The sequence below is a fragment of the Streptomyces malaysiensis subsp. malaysiensis genome (genome assembly GCF_040653035.1).
Lineage (GTDB): Bacteria > Actinomycetota > Actinomycetes > Streptomycetales > Streptomycetaceae > Streptomyces > Streptomyces malaysiensis.
In genome coordinates, this window is record NZ_JBEZNG010000050.1 from 23,634 (window position 1) to 37,910 (window position 14,277).

13 protein-coding genes are annotated in these 14,277 nt (G+C 71.3%); 5 read left to right on the top strand and 8 right to left on the bottom strand.

The window, feature by feature from the left end; genetic code table 11:
• Nucleotides 1-25: 25 nt before the first annotated feature.
• The 3 genes from AB0E24_RS44645 to AB0E24_RS44655 are packed head-to-tail and all read right to left on the bottom strand — an operon-like array spanning nucleotide 26 to nucleotide 2,972.
• Entirely contained in the window at nucleotides 26-838 is an 813-nt protein-coding gene (locus AB0E24_RS44645) for a carbohydrate ABC transporter permease (RefSeq protein ID WP_069864944.1), read from the bottom strand.
• Nucleotides 835-1,791, bottom strand: coding sequence for a carbohydrate ABC transporter permease (locus tag AB0E24_RS44650; protein ID WP_359385641.1), 957 nt, complete (start codon nucleotides 1,789-1,791; stop codon nucleotides 835-837). The genes AB0E24_RS44645 and AB0E24_RS44650 overlap by 4 nt, the downstream gene beginning before the upstream one ends.
• A complete protein-coding gene (locus AB0E24_RS44655; RefSeq protein WP_180990913.1) occupies nucleotides 1,779-2,972 on the bottom strand; it encodes an ABC transporter substrate-binding protein in 1,194 nt (397 codons plus the stop codon). Before AB0E24_RS44655 ends, AB0E24_RS44650 begins: the two co-directional genes overlap by 13 nt.
• Before the next feature lie 212 nt (nucleotides 2,973-3,184).
• Here AB0E24_RS44655 and AB0E24_RS44660 point away from each other — a divergent pair, with 212 nt between their 5' ends.
• The 3 genes from AB0E24_RS44660 to AB0E24_RS44670 are packed head-to-tail and all read left to right on the top strand — an operon-like array spanning nucleotide 3,185 to nucleotide 7,152.
• Nucleotides 3,185-4,924, top strand: coding sequence for a class I mannose-6-phosphate isomerase (locus tag AB0E24_RS44660; RefSeq protein ID WP_359385643.1), 1,740 nt, complete (start codon nucleotides 3,185-3,187; stop codon nucleotides 4,922-4,924).
• Nucleotides 4,921-5,937 (top strand): LacI family DNA-binding transcriptional regulator, encoded by a 1,017-nt coding sequence (locus AB0E24_RS44665; protein ID WP_069864937.1) that lies wholly within the window; start codon nucleotides 4,921-4,923, stop codon nucleotides 5,935-5,937. Before AB0E24_RS44660 ends, AB0E24_RS44665 begins: the two co-directional genes overlap by 4 nt.
• 6 nt (nucleotides 5,938-5,943) lie before the next feature.
• The gene (locus AB0E24_RS44670) at nucleotides 5,944-7,152 is read left to right on the top strand and encodes an ROK family protein (RefSeq protein ID WP_359385646.1); all 1,209 of its coding nucleotides are present in this window, start codon (nucleotides 5,944-5,946) and stop codon (nucleotides 7,150-7,152) included.
• Nucleotides 7,153-7,218: 66 nt separating this feature from the next.
• On the opposite strand, the gene AB0E24_RS44675 is transcribed toward AB0E24_RS44670, so the two are convergent.
• The 4 genes from AB0E24_RS44675 to AB0E24_RS44690 form a co-directional block, all read right to left on the bottom strand.
• Nucleotides 7,219-8,445, bottom strand: coding sequence for a bifunctional class I SAM-dependent methyltransferase/NUDIX hydrolase (locus AB0E24_RS44675; protein WP_359385648.1), 1,227 nt, complete (start codon nucleotides 8,443-8,445; stop codon nucleotides 7,219-7,221).
• Nucleotides 8,446-8,509: 64 nt separating this feature from the next.
• Nucleotides 8,510-9,991: an NUDIX domain-containing protein gene (locus AB0E24_RS44680; RefSeq protein ID WP_359385650.1), complete on the bottom strand. Its 1,482-nt coding sequence runs from the start codon at nucleotides 9,989-9,991 to the stop codon at nucleotides 8,510-8,512.
• Nucleotides 9,992-10,131: 140 nt separating this feature from the next.
• Nucleotides 10,132-10,605: a hypothetical protein gene (locus AB0E24_RS44685; RefSeq protein ID WP_069864931.1), complete on the bottom strand. Its 474-nt coding sequence runs from the start codon at nucleotides 10,603-10,605 to the stop codon at nucleotides 10,132-10,134.
• Between the two features lie 18 nt (nucleotides 10,606-10,623).
• Nucleotides 10,624-11,880, bottom strand: coding sequence for a helix-turn-helix domain-containing protein (locus AB0E24_RS44690; RefSeq protein ID WP_107504287.1), 1,257 nt, complete (start codon nucleotides 11,878-11,880; stop codon nucleotides 10,624-10,626).
• 151 nt (nucleotides 11,881-12,031) lie between these two features.
• On the opposite strand from AB0E24_RS44690, the gene AB0E24_RS44695 reads away from it, so the two are divergent.
• Complete coding sequence (locus AB0E24_RS44695) at nucleotides 12,032-12,622, top strand: hypothetical protein (protein ID WP_359385653.1); 591 nt, start codon at nucleotides 12,032-12,034, stop codon at nucleotides 12,620-12,622.
• Nucleotides 12,619-13,029, top strand: coding sequence for a hypothetical protein (locus tag AB0E24_RS44700; RefSeq protein WP_359385655.1), 411 nt, complete (start codon nucleotides 12,619-12,621; stop codon nucleotides 13,027-13,029). The genes AB0E24_RS44695 and AB0E24_RS44700 overlap by 4 nt, the downstream gene beginning before the upstream one ends.
• Nucleotides 13,030-13,167: 138 nt before the next feature.
• On the opposite strand, the gene AB0E24_RS44705 is transcribed toward AB0E24_RS44700, so the two are convergent.
• Nucleotides 13,168-14,076, bottom strand: coding sequence for an LLM class flavin-dependent oxidoreductase (locus AB0E24_RS44705; protein WP_359385657.1), 909 nt, complete (start codon nucleotides 14,074-14,076; stop codon nucleotides 13,168-13,170).
• Between the last annotated feature and the right edge of the window lie 201 nt (nucleotides 14,077-14,277).

Sequence of the window (14,277 nt, forward strand, 5' to 3'; positions counted from 1 at the left end):
CTCTTCTCTCCCAGGGTGGTTCGGTTCAGGACGTGAGCCGCAGGCTGTTGACGAAGAAGCGCTGGAACACGAAGAAGAGGACCACGGTCGGCACCGAGGCGATCAGCGCCCCGGCGAGTACGACGGGCGGTCCCACCGTGGAGTAGTTGCCGTTGAGGTCGGCCAGTGTGGCCGTCACCGGCCGGACGTTGGGGCTGAGCGACAGGGTGATGCCGAACAGGAGGTCGTTCCAGATCCAGGTGAACTGGAAGATGAAGGCGGCCAGCAGCGCGTTCCTGGCCAGCGGCAGATGGATCCGCAGGAACATCGACAGCCAGTTCACGCCGTCGATCTGGGCCGCCTCGGAGATCTCCTTCGGCACGGTGAGCATGAAGTTGCGGTTGACGAAGAACGCGAAGGGGATCGTCAGCGCCACATAGATCAGCAGCATGCCGTACTGGGTGTCGTAGAGGCCGGTGGTGGCGTACCCGGTGAACAGCGGGGACAGGAACGTCTGGAGGGGCAGCACGGTGCCGATGAAGATGAACCAGAACCAGAGTCCGGGCCGCCGCACCGGCATCACGGTGACGGCGAACGAGGCGAGTGCCGCGATCACGACCGCCACCGCCGCGCCGATCACCGCGTACATCAGGGTGTTGAGCAGCCCCCGCCCGACATCGGCGTTGTCGAACGCGGCGCGGATGTTGGCGAACAGCCCCGGGGAGGTGAACCACCACCGTGGCGATCCGGTGTACCGCTTGGCCGGGGTGAAGGCGTTGACCACGACCAGCCAGGTCGGCACCAGCCACAGCACGGAGACCAGGGTGACCAGGACGCCGCGCGCTCTCCTGCCCGTCATACGCCCTCCCCGGACCGCTGCCGCACCTGTTGCCGCAGGTAGAGCCAGGAGGCGGCGATGACGACGACCGTCAGCACCACGGAGACGGCGGCGCCGTAGCCGTACCGGTTGAGGGTGAAGGTCTGCCGGTACATCGTCAGCGCGAGCGTCTCGGAGGCCGTTCCGGGGCCGCCCTGGGTGAGCAGCCACACGATGTCGAAGGTCTTCAGGCTGTTGACGATCGACATGCCCACCACCACGACGGTCATCGGCCGCAGCTGCGGCACGATCACGCGCAGGAACAGCTGGAGGCCCTGCGCGCCGTCGAGCCGGGCGGCCTCGATGGTGTCCGCGGGGATGGTCTGGAGCCCGATCAGGAAGAGGATCAGCGAGGCCCCGGTCGCCTGCCATGTCGTGGCCACGATCATGACGAAGGTGTTCAACGGCCAGTGCAGCAGCCACTCCTGCTGCCAGCTGCCGAGCCCCACCGCGCCCAGCGTCTGGTTGACCGCCCCGTCGCTCTTCAGCAGGAACGTCCACAGCAGCGCCGTCGCCGAGCCGGAGAGCGCGTACGGGATGACCACGGCGGTGCGGGCCACCGCGCCCCAGCGCATCGAGTGGGTCAGCACCGCGAGGAGCAGGCCCAGCAGCACGGGGAGGACCAGCGTGCCCACCACCCAGAGCACGGTGTTCAGCAGCGACCGGCCGAAGTCGGGGTCGGTGAACAGCGCGGTGTAGTTGGACAGGCCGACGAAGCGCGCGCTGATGCCGTTGTCGTCGAAGAAGCTGCGCCACGCCGTGACCAGGAAGGGCACGACCAGGAGCAGCAGGATCAGCGCCACGGCGGGTGCCAGGAACGCGCCCACCCAGACGGCGGCGCGGAGGCGGGCGGAGCGCGGATCGGGAGGGAGGGGCCGCGGCCGGTGCGGCCCCGTTCGGCTGGCTGCCTCGTCGGCAGTGGTCAGGACGTCCACACCGTCCACTCCTTGTCGGCTCGGTGCTGCATGTTCGTCAGGGTCTTCGCCGCCTGCGCCGATGTGGGGTCGATCATGAAGGCGCTCAGGTCCTGGACGTTCCCCTCGATCAGTACCGGGGGCGATGCCTCCCAGTAGCGGATGGCCTGCGTCGGCCGCTCCCGCCGCACCTGGGCGGCGACTTGGCGCACCGTGCCCACGTTCGGCACGACGCCCGGGTCGGCGGAGGTGTCCCGCAGGAAGCCCGTCCACGCCCGCTGGACCGCGGGGTCGAGCCAGGCGCGTGCCACGGCGAGGGCGGCGTCGCGCTTGTGGGCGTGTGCCGAAACCGCCAGCACACCGCTCTCCACGAGCACCGAGGGGGCGCCGCCGGGCGGCGGGGGCAGCAGGAACGCGCCGAGGTCGGCGTCCTTGACCCCGGCGTCGAGGAACGCCCCGGTGTTCCAGGTGCCGTAGAGGCACATGGCGGTGCGGCCCTGCGCGAACTGGCCCGGCACGTCCGTGGACGAGGCGTCGGGCGAGGAGAAGGCGCCCCGCCGGTACAGATCGCTCCACAGGGCCATCGCGCGCCGGCACACATCGTCGGTGTACGAGGCCCTGCCCGCCGTGAGGTCGAGGTAGAAGCGGTGGTCCAGCCCGTTGACGAGCTGCTGGAACCAGATCGACGACTCCCAGGTGGTCGCGCCGCCGGAGGAGATCGGTGTGATGCCCTTGGCGTGCGCGGCGTCCACCACGTCGAGGAACTGCCGCCATGTCGTCGGCACCTCCACACCCAGCCGCTCGAAGACGGACCGGCTGTGGAAGACGACGTAGTAGGACTTGTAGAGCGGGACGCCGTACTGCCTGCCCTCGTGGCTGAAGGTCTCGCGCAGGGCGGTGTCGTCGCTCCAGCCGCGCCGGGCCGCCTCGTCCCAGGCGTCGGTGACATCGGCGAGGATTCCGGAGCGGGCGATATCGCGCAGCCGGTACCCGTTCCACCACTTGATGAGATCCGCCGTGGAGTCGGTTTGCGCCGACATGCGCACGATCTGCTGGTAGTTGCTGACGTTGGGCACCGCCCGCGGCGCGAGCCGGAAGCCGGACAGCGGCCGCAGCCGGCTGCCCGCCGCCCGGAAACCCGGCGCCCAGGTGGGGTTGTCGTTGAACACCGAGACCACGTCGGCCGGCGCGGGCCGGCTCATCGAACCTCGTGCGCACGCACTGAGCGCAAGACTGGCGATGCCTGCGAAGGAGGAGGCCAACGCCCTGCGCCGGCTCATCCCGAATGGCATGTCGATCGACCCCATCTGACCCCCTCGTCACGGAATCACCGACCTGGTAAGTTATCGGTAACGTACAGGCGTGCAGGTGGTTTGAGAAGACGCGCGTTAACGTATCTCACGGGATTGGTGACATGGGCGAGGGTCCGCAGCTCAAGACGAAGGCGCCGCAGTACGAACCGACACCGTGCTATCCACTCCTCGCCGACGCGGTCGCCGTCGGCTGGGCCGACGCGGCCCGCACGCTCCCGAAGGGCACCCGGGTCCTCGCCGTGGACGGCCCCGCGGTCCTGGACTGGACCGCCGTCGCCGCCGGGCTCCGCGCGGCGTTCGGCGACGGACACGCCCGGCTTGAGTTCGCGGACGTCCGGACGGCGGTGCGCGACTGGGAGACGGTCCGGCGGCTTACTGAGACCGAACAGCTGCGGGACGACCCCGACTTCGCACGGCTCGCCGGTGGCGACCTCGCCGAACTGATGGATCCGGCGGCCCTGGCGGCGCTCGCCGCCCCGGGCGAGGACGGCGCGCTGCGCGTCCTGCTCGGGCCCGGCGCCGCGCTCGGGGGCGCCGACGTCCTGTGGTGGGCCGATCTGCCGAAGCGGTACGCGGAGGCGGCGGTCAAGCACGGCCGGGGCCGTAACCTCGCGGCGCCCGAGGACGAGCCGCCGACCCTGCGGCGGCTGCTCTACATCGACTGGCCGCTGCTGGACCGCCATCGCGACCGGATGGCGGAGCGGATCGACCGGTGGATCGACGTTACCGATACCGTCGCCCCGACGTCGATCGGTGGGCAGGCGCTGCGCGAGACCTGCCGGTCGCTCGCCACCCGCCCCTTCCGTACCCGGCCGACCTTCAACTCGACGCCATGGGGCGGGCACTGGGCACAGGAGACGCTCGGCCACAACCCGGACGAGGAGAACACGGCTCTCGGCTACGAATTGATCGCGCCGGAGAGCGGCGTCCTGCTCGGCGACGACGCCTCCAGGTGTGTGGAGGTGCCGTTCCAGCTCGTCGTCGCGCTCTCCCCGGTGGATGTGCTCGGCCCGGCCGTGCACGAGATGTTCGGCACCTCGTTCCCCGTCCGCTTCGACTACCTCGACACCGTCGGCGGCGGAAACCTCTCCGTCCACTGCCACCCCAGGCCCGACGATATGCACAGCGTCTTCGGCTGGCCGTACACCCAGCACGAGAGCTACTACCTGATGCGCGCCGGGGAGCACAGCAAGGTCTTCCTCGGCCTGCGCGAGGGCGCCGACGTCGAGGCGTTCCACCACAGCGCGCACGCCGCCGACGCATACGGCACACCGTTCGACATCGAGCGGTACGTACAGGTGTTTCCCGCCGAGGCCGGGCAGCTGTACCTGGTCCCGGCCGGTACACCGCACGGCAGCGGCGAGGGCAATGTCGTCCTCGAGGTCAGCGCCACCCCCTACCTCTACTCACTGCGGTTCTACGACTGGCTGCGGCGGGACGCGGCGGACCGGCAGCGTGCCGTGCACGTGGAGCACGCCTTCCGCAACCTCGACCCGGCGCGGTCGGGTGCCGCGGTCGCCCGCGAGCTGATCCAGCGGCCCCGGCCGCTGCGCGCGGGCGACGGCTGGCGGGAGGAGGTGCTCGGCGCGCTGCCGGCGATGTTCTTCCAGGTGCACCGGATCGCCGTGGAGCCGGGCCGGGCCGCCGAGCAGCGGACCGACGGCCGCTTCCATGTGCTGACCGTCGTGGACGGACAGGGCGCGGTCATCACCACCGCGGCCGGGCACCGGCACTCCGTACACTATGCCGAGACTCTCGCTGTACCGGCGTCCGTCACCGCCTACCGCGTGCACAATCAGGGGCCGGATCCGGTCCGTCTGGTGAAGGCACAGGTGGTATGAGCGCACATTCGGATTCCGAACCGGCCCTCACCATGCGGGACGTGGCCGCCCGGCTCGGTGTCAGCCCGATGACCGTCTCCCGCGCGCTGCGCGGTCAGCGCGGAATCGGCGAGGCCACCCGGCAGCGGGTGCTCGCCGAGGTGGCGGCCCTCGGCTACCGCCCCAACAAACGGGCCCGGGAGCTGCGTTCGGGCGGTCCGAGCGAGCTCATCGGCCTGGTCGTGACCAACCTGGCGAACCCCTTCTACTCCCAACTCGCCGTCGGCCTCGAGCAGATCTGTGTGAGCTACGGCGCACGGGTCATGCTCGGCAGCACCGGCGAGGACCCGGCCACCGAACGGGACGTGGTGGCCGACCTGGTGGACCGCGGCGTGGACGGCCTGGTCGTCGTCCCGGCCGGTCATGACCACGGCCACCTCGGCGGGCTGCGCGACGTCCCGGTGGTGCTCGCGGCCAGCCCGCCGATGGGCATCGACGTGGACTGCGTCCTCGTCGACGACTTCGGCGGCACCCGGGACGCCTGCCGCCGGCTCGTCGCCCGCGGCCACCGGCGCATCGGCTTCCTCGGTCTGCCGCCGTCGCTGTGGACGGGCTCCGAACGCTTCCGGGGCTACGCGGTGGCGCTGGAGGAGGCGGGCATCGCGCTCGACGAGCGGTACGTCAGCCAGCACCGGGGCGACAGCGGGCTCGCGGAGGAGGCGGCACGTGCCATGCTCGCCCTGCCGGACCCGCCGACCGCGCTGCTGACCGCCAACAACCGGAACACGGTCGGCGCGCTGCGTGCCCTGCGGGACCGTGCGCCGGACGAGGAGCCGGTCTCCCTCGCGGGCTTCGACGACATCGAACTCGCCGACATGCTGCACCTGCCGCTCACCGTCGTCTCCTACGATCCGGTCGAAATCGGCCGGGCCGCGGCGAAGCTGCTGTTCGAGCGGCAGGCGAGCACCGTCCCGCAGCCGCCGCGGCGCGTGACCATCGCGACCACGCTCGTCGACCATCCGGCCCCGCGGTAGGTGTCGATGACGGTTCCCGAAGGCCCCGGGCCGCACCGGCGGGCTGACGAGCCCTCCGTCGTGCCGGTCCTGGAGGTGGGTGGTTCCCATGTCACCGCGGCGGCCGTCGACCTCGACCGGGCCCGGATCGCGGACGGCACCAGGCGCCGCCTGCCGCTGAGGCCCGGCATCGGCCCCGAGGACTTCCTCGCCACGCTCGCCGAGGCCGCCAATGGCGTACTCGCGGTGGGCGCCCTCGGCGCGTGTACGGACAGGGGCGTGCGTACGGACGGCGGCGCGCGTGCGGACCGGGGCGTGCGTACGGACCGGGGCGCGTATCCGGACCAGGGCACGCATCCGGACCGTGGCACGTATCCGGACCAGGGCACGTACCCGCCCCGTGGCGCGCGCCCGGACCAGGGCACGTATCCGGACCGTGGCACGTATCCGGACCAGGGCACGTATCCGGACCGTGGCGCGCACCCGTCCCTCGGCGGATATCCGGCCGTTGGCGCGCATGCGGCCCTCGGTACCTGGGGCATCGCGGTCCCGGGGCCGTTCGACTACGCGCGCGGCATCGCCCGCTACCACGGCGTCGGCAAGTTCGCCTCGCTCGACGGCCTCGCCGTCGGCGACCTGCTGACGCCCCGTCTGAACCCACGCCCGACAAGGCTGCGGTTCCTCAACGACGCCTCCGCCTTCGCGCTGGGCGCCCGGCTCACGGCCCACCCCGGCAGCCGGCGCCTCGTCGCGATCACCCTCGGCACGGGGGTCGGCTCCGCGTTCCTGGACCGGGGGACGATCGTCGAGGACGACCCGCGCGTACCGCCCGAGGGCCGCGTCGACCTGCTCACCGTCGACGGCCGCCCACTGGAGGACACGGTCTCCACCCGGGCCATGACCGCCCACTACACGGACCGCACCGGCCGCCCCGTCGACGGGCTGCGCGAGCTGACGGCCCGCGCCGCCGCCGACGACGCCACCGCCCGCGACATCATCACCTCGGCCCTGCACGCCCTGGGCGGCGCCCTCGCCCCATGGCTGACCGCCTTCGAGGCCGACACGGTGGTCTTCGGCGGCTCCATCACCGCCGCGTGGCCCCTGATAGGCCCACCCCTCACCGCCGGCCTCAGCCACCACACCCCGAGCCTCGCCCGACTCACCCTCTCGGCCCGCGGCGACGGCGAGGACCAGGCACTCCTGGGCGCGGCGGCGTTCGCGGCGCGGGGTGCGTAGCCCGTATCCGGCGGGCTGGACGCGGCGAACGCCCGCGGTGGTCTCGCGGGAGGTCGCCCGGTCCGATCAGACGTCGCCCGAAGGTGCCGGGCGGCGGTCGTAGGGGGTGAAATGCGCCGGGGTGTGGTCGATGGGCAGGTCGGGGCGCCAGGCGGTGAGGATCTGGGCGCTGCATACGAACAGGTCGTCGGGCAGCTGGTCCAGGGGGTACCAGGCCCAGTCGCCGACGCTCTCGTCCGGCCGGGTGAACGGCTCGCCCCGCCAGGCGTTCACGATGGCGCCGACGCTGACCCGTACGACGTCTCCGACGTGGTCGAGGAGCGTGCCCAGGAGCGTGACGTCGTCCGGCCGGGCGATCAGACCGGTCTCCTCGGCGAGTTCACGGATCACGGTCTCCTCGAGGGATTCCCCGGCTTCGACGGTGCCGCCCGGTAGTTCGAGGGTGCCGTGACGGTGGCGGCCGAGGAGTAGGCCCTGGTCGCCGAGGACGATGGCGCCGACGCCGATGGCGGCGTGCGGCGCGGGCGGCCGTGGGGTGCGGGGCCGGCTGGAGATGCGCGCGGGTCGGCCGGAGTCGGGTGCGGGGCGGTCGGGGAGGCGGCGGGCGCGGATGAGTTGCTGCACGACGGGGTTGACGGGGTTGTTCTCGTTCTCGTCGGAGGGGCGCAGCAGGTCGATGGCCTCGACTCGAAAGCCGTGGCCGGTGAGCAGGTCCTCCCACAGCCGCGGTGCCAGGACCCACATCTGGGTGGCCAGCGGTGGGTTGTCCCGGAGCAGGATCATCTGCTCGCGTGGCGCGACCGTCGTGGACGGACCGCGGCCGTGCAGGTCGGTGTGGAGGAGCGAGAGGACCAGCGGTGCGCCGGGGCGAAGGCCGTCGCGCAGCGCGGGCAGGGAGCGGTGCGGATCGGTGAAGGCGAGGCTGCCGATGGCGTACGCGGCGTCGAAGGGCTGGGCGGTGCGGAGGTGGTCGATGACGTCGCCGTGTACGAATCGGACACCGGGGGTGCCGGCGTGCGTACCGATGGCCCGTTGGTGCTGGGTGACGGACAGCTCGATCGCGGTGACCCGCGCATCGTGCGTGCGGGCCAGGTGCACGGCGTGGTGGCCGGGGCCGGAGCCGATGTCCAGGACGCGTTGACCGGAGACGTCACCGAGGATCTCGGCACCGGGACCGACCCCCTCCCACGGAGTCCACTCCAGGCGTTCGGGGACGGGCGGCATGTACCCATGGCTCAGCTGACGTTGGCCGTAAACGGTCCAGGCTTCGGCGTTGAGGTCCTCGACGGACACGGGAACTCCCGGGAGCAGAGAGAAGCGAGTGATAACTGCGTGGCCTCATCATCCGGTTCGGGCGTCAAGGCCCGGTGACGAGATAGTGCGGCCCTCGGCCCTGGCGGGTGCGTTCGATGGCATCGAGACGGGCGAAGTGCGGCTCGCCCATGAGCCGCCGCCACTCGGCGAGATCATGGACGGCCCACAGATCGTGTTCGGCAGGGTCGAGCCGGATACGGCGCAGCTGCTCGGAGCTGAGCCGGCCGCCGTCGAAGACGAAGCCGATCTTGCCCAGCGGCCAGCGGCCGCCCGCGCGGAGGTAGTGCGTCAGCAGCAGGCGTGGTTGGCCCTGGCCGAGTTCGAGCCCGGTCTCCTCGACCGCCTCGCGGCGTGCGGTCTCCAAGGGGTCTTCCCCGGCGTCGGCGTTGCCTCCGGGGAAGTGCCACTGCCGGCTGCCGTACACCGAGCGCAGCTGTACCGGGCGATCGTGCTCGTCGCGGATGTACAGACAGCCGTACACCGTGTGATGGGGCACCGTCTGAACGTATTCCGCGGGCGTCAGCGGCATGGTGTGGCCGGTCCGTCCCGGACGGTGGTCGAACTCGAAGGCCAGGACGCCGAGGGCCTCCTTGTCCGGCGGGTGGATACGGCGCAGGTTGGCGAGCTGCTCCTCGCGCGTGGCGTCGGGATCGATGCGCGCTGGATCCTCCGCGGCAAGCAGCTCGTCGAATGAGCCGTACGAGGTGATGCGCTTGGCGACGATGTCGAGTTCCCGCCCGCTGTCCGGCTCGTGGAAGACGATCGTGTCCCCGCTTTCGACGGCCGCTTTGCCGGGGGTCCCCACCCGCACTTCGATCGTTTTGCGTCCCGCCTCCACCTGGGCGTAGTAGCGCTCCAGCAGCGTGAAGTGGTGCTGCCGCGAGGTGGGCGTCGCGCCGCGGGCGCCGGCGGGTGCGTATCGCGTGTGGTCGGCCGATGGCTCGGGCAGCGGTGTGGCCTCCGCCGGCTGCGGGCCGCGCAGGACCACGAAGGCCAGCCCCTCGGCGTCATGGCGTTCGACGTCGGCCCAGCCGGCCCCCAGCTGGACGAGTTCGACCTCGTCCAGCGCGATACCGCGCCGCTCGGCCGGAGTGTCGGCGGCCAGGGGCGCGATGACCACGATGGCGCCGCCGGGCCGCAGACGGCCGCCGAGGGCCCGCATGGTTCGCTCGCGGTGCTTCAGGAAGGGATACACGAACCGGAGCATGATCACGTCGTACCCCTCGGCGTGCAGGGGCGCCCAGTCGTCGAGCTCGATGTCCAGGCGCAACCATCGCGCGGCGTCACCGTGCCGGGCGGTTGCCTCGGCGAGGGCGTTGTCGGACCAGTCGACGGCATCGACGCGGTAGCCGAGCGAGGACAGATGGGCAGCGAGCTCCCCGACCCCGCACCCGACGTCGAGGGCCTTGCCACCGACCGGTGCGGGCAAGTGCGCGGCAAGCAGCGACCGCTCACGGTCGCCGAGCCGACGATAGCGGCGACCGGCGGCGTAGCCGGTGTTCCATTCGTCCTGCGTGGTGGACACGAGGGGCACGTCCTTCCCAAAAACGGGGGCTTCAGGGCAGCGGTGGACCGGGCGAGTCGTACGTACGTCCCTTCCAGCACAACCTGCCCTCGGTAACCCCTCGTCCGGCCTCCGGGCGGGGCGAGGGGGCCTTCGCATGATTAGTCCCGGGCGGATCCCTCCGGCCAGATCACCCGAGCGCGGACTCCAGTGCGCTCGGCGTAGGCCACGACATCGGCCGTGCCGCCGTATCCGCGGGCCGGCTGCCCGTCCCAGACAGCGATCAGTTCGTCCACTACGCCCACCAGGATCTCGCTTCCGGCCATATGCGCCCGGGAGTCCGACTCCACCATGCCCGTGCGGTGGATATCGGCGGCCTGCTGGACGAGACGGTCATACGTCTGGTGATGCTCCTCCGGCAGGCCCTCGCGGTACTTCTCCGCGGGGACCACGACCTCAAGGCGGCCGCCGGACGCCAGCACCAGCTCCGCGAACCAGGCATCCGGGCCGTCGGCGATACATGAAACCCCGACCAGACCGGGCCCATGGCCGGCGACCTCCTCTCGAAGGGCCCGACGGACCAATCGCTCAGTCTCCGGGGGCAGACCGCGGTGGCCGGTGATGCCGAGTCGCATGCGCCACTCCTTTCGTGTTCACAGGTAGATGCCATGCAGTCGGTCGTCGAACTCGCGGACCACTCTGGGGGGAGTCGTCGAAGCGTAGGACCGCCGCAGCCCACGGGCGCGTTCGACGATCCGGCCCGACCGATACCGTGCGCCTGTCTCAAGTGCCCGCCCGGCCAGAGCGAACGCGCCATCCAGCCGGCCGGTCGCCAGCCGCGCGGCGGCCAGGTCGAGCATGAGCAGCGCACGCTGCTTCTCGTGGCTCGATGTCAGGGCTGCCCCGGCCGCGTCCTGCGAGGCGGTCACCCATCCAGGGAGGCCGAGCCGTGCGCCGCAGGTGAGCCGGGCAGCTGCGACCTTGGTGTGGGTGAAGGTGAACACCCACGGCCACGGTGGCGGCTGTTCGTTCTGGATGGCGTCGGTGCTGCGGGCCGCTTGGTCGAGCGCGGCTTCCGCGGCTGAACGATCCCCCGCGGCCGCGTGCGCGAGCGCCTCGACCGTCCCGAGCCACGCGGTGGCGATGGCCGGTGCCGCGTCGCCCAGCTGACGATGGGCATTGCGGACGAGGGCGAGCCCCTGGGGCGCGTTCCCGGCGTCTGCCTCGAATCCGGCCAGGCTGCCGAGCTGGTAGGCGAGGAGCAGTCGGTCACCGGAGGTACGCGCGGCCTTGATGGACGCGCCATACCAGGTGCGCGCCGATCCGATGTCGTTCATGTCCCAGGCCAGCCAACCGGCCAGGGACGCCGCTTCGCTGCCCACCGCGGCCAAGCGGGCTCGCTGCTCGGGCGTTTCGGCGTCGCCTGTGATGGTCTGGGTGAGCCGCAAGTGGGCCAGGACCGGCTCGGAAAGCTGCCGGGAGGGGGTGTTGCCGTCCAGCCGCCGGAAAGCCGTGGTGGCCACTCGCAGAGACGCGGCCTGGCCCGTGTCCGCGGGCTTGGGCGTACGGGTTGCCAGGGCGGGCGCGGCGGCTATCGCTGCGGTTCCCGCGAGGAAGTTGCGCCGGTGCACGTCGTGCTGCCCATTCTCGGCGACATGCGCCGCCGCGTGGTCGGCGAGGCCAACCAGACGCGGGGGAATGCGCAGGTGCGCGGCGGCTCTCGCCAGGATGGTCATGTCGTATGAGGCTGTGCCGCGTCCTTCGAGACGAGAGACAGCGGACTGACTGATCCCGCAGGCGTCGCCAAGTTGGTTTTGGGAGACACCGGCGTCGCGGCGGGCCAGGCTGACGACCCGCCCGTAGTCACCGTGACGGGCGGCGTCCCGAATCGCCTGCGAAGACCAGTTCATATCCACTCCCGTTGGTACCCGGGTCTCCCCGTTTGCCTGCCACGGGTATGCGCCGGCCGCATACGCGTATGCGCGTCGCGGGTCAGCGCTGGTCGATACAGCATGACGCACGGTTTCGTCTCCTCACTACCCGTAATCGGGAAGGGGACGCATGAGTACCGAGACCTTGCTGTGGACACCGCCGAACACCGAGGACGTCGAGGCGTTACCGGTCGGCAGATGGTGGGACGCCGTCCGCGCGGCCCCGACCGTGGGCGAACGCGCCCTCGGTCTGCTCGGCGACGAGACCGGAGCCGTGATCCAGGACAAGCACGGCCCCCTGTACTGGCTCGTCGCCGTGGGCTCCGCTACGAGTTGGCACCTGCGGCAGGTCCGAGTCCTCACCGAGCTGACCGACGCGAGCACCTACCTCGGCGTCCCGCCCGCCTCCTGGATCGAGGGCCCTCGCACCCACTGGCGCGTGCCGCTCTCGACCGACCACTACCTGACCGGTGCCCGGCGCCTGTGGGAGGCGCTGGCCGAGGCAGACCGCGCCGAGTACGGGCGCATGCCGGAAGGACGCCAACTCTGCCACCGCTGCCATCTGCCCACCGACGAGCCGATCCCGGTCGAGGCGGAGGACACCCGCGGCGCCGTCGGCAAGGCCACGTACGCCTGCCCCGCCCACGTGCTCCACCCGAAGCCCCAGCACCCGCGGACCCTCACCAACGCGCCCGCGGCCGAGCACGAGGGGCGCCGATGAAGGAGAGCCACGAGGCGGACATCGCACGACCGAGGCCCGCCGGAATCGACCCGGACACGCTGACCCACCAGCAGCTCCAGGGCTGGAACTGCGCCTTATGCGGGCGACCGCTGGACGCGGAGCGGCCGCTGGGCCCGGACCAGCCACTGGGAACGGTTCGGCCACTGGGCACGGTCACGATCGAGCGAGGCGCGACGCGGACGACCTACGACGTGCGCGTCTGCGCTCCCTCCTGCGCGGAAACCTCCACCGGCCCGGCCGCGGAGACCGAATGGCGCGAGGCCATCGAGCACGCCGCGGGCTGCCCGGCCTGCCGGACGCCCGGCGCCGGGTGCGAGACCGGGGAGCGTCTGCTGCACACCTACGAGGAGGCCGCGCGGCGGGCCAGGTCAGGGGAGGGCATATGAGACACCGTACGGCGGCCAACCGCCGCACGTGCCGGGCCGCTCGCCTTCCGCACCGCCCGCATGGGCCTGATGAATCGACCGCATACGTTACGGCAGTGGACGATGAAGTGGTTCAACTCGTTCGGCGTCTTGGTTCCTTCAATGCGAGCGGTCCGGCGCCCTGGTTGTGCTGTTCGGGGAGGTGAGTTTGTCCCCGAGGATGTCGGCGAGCAGGTCGATCTGTTTCGGGTCGGTGTGGTTGCCCACGAAGACGAGTTCGTCGAGTCCGGCTGTTTCGTGGGTGGTGACGGTTGTGTGGATCATGTCGGCGGTGGTGGCCGCTGTGCCGATGACGGTCCGGACGTAGTCGGGGCCGGCGAAGGCGTAGTAGTCGTTGACGGCGCGGGCGAGGGATCGGTGTGCGTGGCCGCCGAGGGCGAACATCGCCGTGGCCCTGGTGCGCGGACGTCCTTGCCTGCCGGCCTCTTTCCAGTGGCTGTGGAGGCGGGTGGCGAAGGTGGTGAACTCGTTGATGTCTCCGCCGGTTCCGGCGATCCATCCGGTGCCGTGGGAGGTGATACGCCGCAGCGTTGCCTGCGATGTGCCGCCGAACCACAGTGGCGGCCCTGCGGGGGTGGCCGGGGCCGGACCCACCTCTTCTTCACCCCGCCAGATGGCGGTGACGCGTTCCACGAGTGTGTCCAGGGCGCGCCCTCGGGTGCTGAAGTCCAGGTGGCTCGCCTGGTAGTCGTCTTCGCGGGCTCCGGGAGCGAGGCCGAGATGGAGTCGTCCGGCGCCCGCGATCCGGTCCAAGGTCGCCGCGGTCTTGGCGAACAGTGCGGGGTTGGTGTGCAGGGGGGCCAGCAGCACGCTGGTGACCAGCCGGATGCGTTCGGTGGCCCCGGCTGCCGCGGCCAGTGTGATCAGGGGTTCCGGAGTGGACCAGGCCAGGCGGTCGCTGGCGGTCAGCGAGGCGAATCCCCGCTCCTCAGCCCGCCGCGCCCATGTCACCAGCGTACGTTCCTCAAGGCCGGTGACGTGACCCGGCAGTCCTACGCCTATCTCCATGTGCCGTGTCTCTTCCTTCGGTGACGGACCGGGTGGTGGGTGTCCTTCCGCCGCTGCCGGCTGTGCTTTGTCGGCAGCGGCGGAAGGCGTTGCCCGCCCGGCCTTATGACGTGCGTCGGGGTATTTCCAGTTTTCGGTGGCTCAGTTTTTGAGTGTGCCGCCGTACTCCTCCGGGACGAGGTCGGCCTGCTCGGCGCCGCT

Coding starts and splice junctions, on each gene's coding strand:
- AB0E24_RS44645 (WP_069864944.1), bottom strand. CDS start 838: ATGACGGGCAGGAGAGCGCGCGGCGTCCTGGTCACCCTGGTCTCCGTG.
- AB0E24_RS44655 (WP_180990913.1), bottom strand. CDS start 2,972: ATGAGCCGGCCCGCGCCGGCCGACGTGGTCTCGGTGTTCAACGACAAC.
- AB0E24_RS44660 (WP_359385643.1), top strand. CDS start 3,185: ATGGGCGAGGGTCCGCAGCTCAAGACGAAGGCGCCGCAGTACGAACCG.
- AB0E24_RS44665 (WP_069864937.1), top strand. CDS start 4,921: ATGAGCGCACATTCGGATTCCGAACCGGCCCTCACCATGCGGGACGTG.
- AB0E24_RS44670 (WP_359385646.1), top strand. CDS start 5,944: ATGACGGTTCCCGAAGGCCCCGGGCCGCACCGGCGGGCTGACGAGCCC.
- AB0E24_RS44685 (WP_069864931.1), bottom strand. CDS start 10,605: ATGCGACTCGGCATCACCGGCCACCGCGGTCTGCCCCCGGAGACTGAG.
- AB0E24_RS44690 (WP_107504287.1), bottom strand. CDS start 11,880: ATGAACTGGTCTTCGCAGGCGATTCGGGACGCCGCCCGTCACGGTGAC.
- AB0E24_RS44695 (WP_359385653.1), top strand. CDS start 12,032: ATGAGTACCGAGACCTTGCTGTGGACACCGCCGAACACCGAGGACGTC.
- AB0E24_RS44700 (WP_359385655.1), top strand. CDS start 12,619: ATGAAGGAGAGCCACGAGGCGGACATCGCACGACCGAGGCCCGCCGGA.
- AB0E24_RS44705 (WP_359385657.1), bottom strand. CDS start 14,076: ATGGAGATAGGCGTAGGACTGCCGGGTCACGTCACCGGCCTTGAGGAA.